Source organism: Priestia sp. P5_B4 (assembly GCF_056400385.1).
Genome location: NZ_JBFULJ010000495.1, coordinates 1 through 2,816, shown reverse-complemented (window position 1 = coordinate 2,816; position 2,816 = coordinate 1). Strand labels below are relative to the sequence as shown.

At 37.7% G+C, this 2,816-nt stretch carries 3 protein-coding genes; all 3 read left to right on the top strand.

Annotated features, from left to right (window positions below; genetic code table 11):
• The coding region (locus tag AC1DRF_RS21860) for an STAS domain-containing protein (RefSeq protein ID WP_477741687.1) at window positions 1-533 on the top strand (533 nt) is incomplete at its 5' end.
• A gap of 380 nt (window positions 534-913) precedes the next feature.
• Window positions 914-2,068, top strand: coding sequence for an Alp7A family actin-like protein (locus AC1DRF_RS21855; RefSeq protein ID WP_477741686.1), 1,155 nt, complete (start codon window positions 914-916; stop codon window positions 2,066-2,068).
• A gap of 15 nt (window positions 2,069-2,083) precedes the next feature.
• A complete protein-coding gene (locus AC1DRF_RS21850; protein ID WP_477741685.1) occupies window positions 2,084-2,791 on the top strand; it encodes a hypothetical protein in 708 nt (235 codons plus the stop codon).
• The last annotated feature ends 25 nt before the right edge of the window (window positions 2,792-2,816 follow it).

Here is a 2,816-nt window from a genome sequence, read left to right as displayed (position 1 = left end):
AGTTTGCTCCTATTACGATGCTTGATGTAAGTAAAAAAATTGATCCGATGCTTGATCAGCTTAATCATATATTTGTCGAAATCTACGAAGAACATAATACGGAGACCATAAAACGCGCTTATGCAGCGCTAGAAGAATTATCAGTTCCCATCGTTCCTCTTTCTGAAGGAATCGCTGTGATGCCAATCGTTGGACAAATTGATACGCATCGTTCGCAGCTTATTATGGAAACGGCTTTAGAAAAAAGCGCTCAGCTGCAGCTGAGTTATTTAATATTTGATATTTCAGGTGTTCTTATCGTCGATACGATGGTAGCGGACAATATTTTTCAAATTGTAAAAGCCTTACAGCTTATCGGCACTAAAACGATGATTACCGGAATACGTCCGGAAATCGCGCAAACCGTTGTGGATTTAGGCGTGGATTTTGGAACAATCAAAACAAGAGCGACGTTAGAAAAAGGTCTTGAAGAAATAGGCTTTAGTAAACTGCCAGAAAATCCGCAAAGAAAAAAAGACAAATGGCGTTATTAATAAATAAAAAAGCCCAGAGGCTGAGACAAAAATATTTTAGTTAACGTTAAATCCGAACTGTTAATCTGAGTGATGGTTCGGGTTTTTTTGGTGTTAGGGTGAACATAGGTTTCATGTATGTGGCTGCTTCTAGCTGGTGATTGAAGGGCTTATATTGCAAAAAAATTAAGGGAAAGTCACAGCGTCACATGTTACATTCCTTGTAAAAAGGGGTACTGGTAAAAAGAAGCATTCCAAGTGCTTTTCAATTACATTAGCCGTCTAAAATTAATTAATTGTCAATTTCGAATAACATAAATTATTTAAATACTTAGACAAACAAATGAGGAAAATATATACTTATTAGTGTTGTCACGAAAAGATAAAGGGGAGAAACAAGGATGGATATCAAACGTCAAAACGTTGATTTTGGTAACTCAATTTTTCAAACGCTAGTGGATGGTTATTACTATGAAATTCCTACAAACGTAGTAGAAATCACAAAAGATCAGGCAGAGGGTCATTTTCCTTCAAGTGTAAATGAACCGGAATTACTTCTTCAAAATTTACTGATTTCTACAACAATCGAAGGAGTAGAAAAGTATTATTTAGTAGGAGACGCAGCAGAGAAACACGTGCTAGGCAATATCCATATTAATAAGTTACATAATAAAACTGAATCTGATATTCCTTATGTGATGTTTTTAGCTTCAGTTGCTTATTACAACATACTTAAAGGAAAAGACAAAGAGGATAATCATGTGACGATTAATTATTTCTCGACTATGCTTCCGATTTGGCTGCTTAAGAAAACAAATAAATTCAGTGAAATGCAGCAGAAGATGGCCGAACGTTTTCAAGGAGAGCACACGGTTACGGTATTGACTCCTGGATTAGAAAAAACGCTCACTGTGAACATTGAAACGAGCAAATGCCGTATTGAAAGTGAAGTTGCTCGCTGGGCGATCAAAAAAGATTTTGAATTACAAGATAGAGAAGAAGCAAATGCATTCAAACATTTTGAAACGCTAATTGTAGATTTGGGCGGAGGCACGGTTGACCYTGCGCTTCTTCCTGCAGGACTTCAAGCTCCTAAAAGCAGAAATTCGCTGAAGTGTCTTACGGATATTTCATATTTGAAGCATATTGAAAAGCTAAGAAATGAAAAACTGCTTGAGTATTTTGATGATGTTCGTTCATTAGAAGAGTTTATTATTGCTAATATCCATAAAGCAAAAATGGAGCAAAGAGACGGCAATAGCGGGAAAAAAGTAGATCTCACGGAGCCTATTCACGCTTCGCTTAGAGAATACACGCAAATTTTATTAACGAAAATTGAAAATCTATTTCCATCGCCAAAAGATAAAGTCTATAAATATATTTATATTGGAGGACTGGCTCCTATCCTTCAACAGTTTATTGCAGAGCAGATTGATAACATGTACGGGGAAGAAATCAGAGAAGAAAATCATCTTTTCTTGCCGGAGACGCGCAAATTAAATTTATACGGTCTTGAAATTTTAAGCAGACATGAAACAAACGCAGTTCACGTTTAAAAAGGGGGAGCATATATGAGTCATCAAAACACTCGCCTTAAGGAAGCACTAGATGATTGGTACGGTCAGCTAAGCTCCCAAATGGCTGCACCGTTTTACTTACTATCAAATGCGTTTCTGACAGCTGGCAATCTATCAGCAGATATGATGGGAGCAAGGGAAAAGACCGTAAGTAATAGAGATGAATGTGCAAATTTCACAATCGACACTGCTGACATTCCGTCAGAAGTGTCATCATTTCTGAAAGAAAAACAGCAGGCAAGCGAGCTGCAGGACTATGTAGTAAGACTCATACAGCAAGACTTGCAAAAAAAGAGCAAAGAAAATGAAGTGGAGACGCTCGTTCATTCACTTCGAAAAGAGCTGTTGGGCGAAATTGACTTACTAAAAAAAGAAATGAATTCACGTCTTGCTGCAAATCGTGAGGAGCATGAGGCCTCGCAGGCAAAGGACCTTCAGGATTATGTAGCGAAGCTTGTGGAACAAAACAGGCAGAAAGACAGCCGGGAAGACGAGTTTCAATCGTTAATTCATTCATTGAGAACCGAGCTGTTAGGCGAAATTCATTTGCTTAAAAAAGAGCTGGGCTCTGCGTCAGCTCCTTCCTATAAGCAGCTGAAACCCGTTGAAAATGAGGAAGAAGAAACATTTAAAGAAGGTCAATTAATTAAAAGTGAAAAAGTGACCGGAACCATTCAAGAAGATATCGATGTAGATTTCTAAACAGAAAGTAGAGGCGTAATATGCC